The 344-nt window shown below is 39.2% G+C and carries 1 pseudogene; it reads left to right on the top strand.

Annotated elements, in window-relative coordinates:
• A pseudogene (locus tag FN960_RS22965) lies at nucleotides 1-192 on the top strand (helix-turn-helix domain-containing protein); the annotation flags it as partial.
• Between the last annotated feature and the right edge of the window lie 152 nt (nucleotides 193-344).

Genomic DNA, 344 nt, shown 5'->3' with positions numbered 1-344 from the left:
CACTCAAAGAAGAAACCATCAAAACTAGAAAATAAACAAACACGTGAACAAGAGTTAGAGCGTGAAAATGAGGCTCTTCGTTTGGAGAATGCCTATTTAAAAAAGTTGAAAGCTTTTCGGGAAGATCCGGAAAAATATCTCGAAAAGCACAAGCAGCGCTGGCATTCGAACTCAAAAAAGAATTCCGATTAAGGGATGTCCTCACTCAAGTGGATCTCCCTGAAGCAACGTATCACTATCATGTGAACCAATTAGGCAAAGAGGATCCCGATCAAATCATAAAGAAAGAGATTCAAGCTATATTTGATCATCATGAGGGAAATTACGGGTATCGTCGGATTCAT

This window comes from Alkalicoccobacillus porphyridii (genome assembly GCF_007293315.1).
In the GTDB taxonomy this organism is placed as follows: Bacteria; Bacillota; Bacilli; order Bacillales; family Bacillaceae_D; genus Alkalicoccobacillus; species Alkalicoccobacillus porphyridii.
The sequence above is the reverse complement of the archived record's forward strand: the minus strand, read 5'-3'. Positions and strand labels throughout refer to the sequence as shown.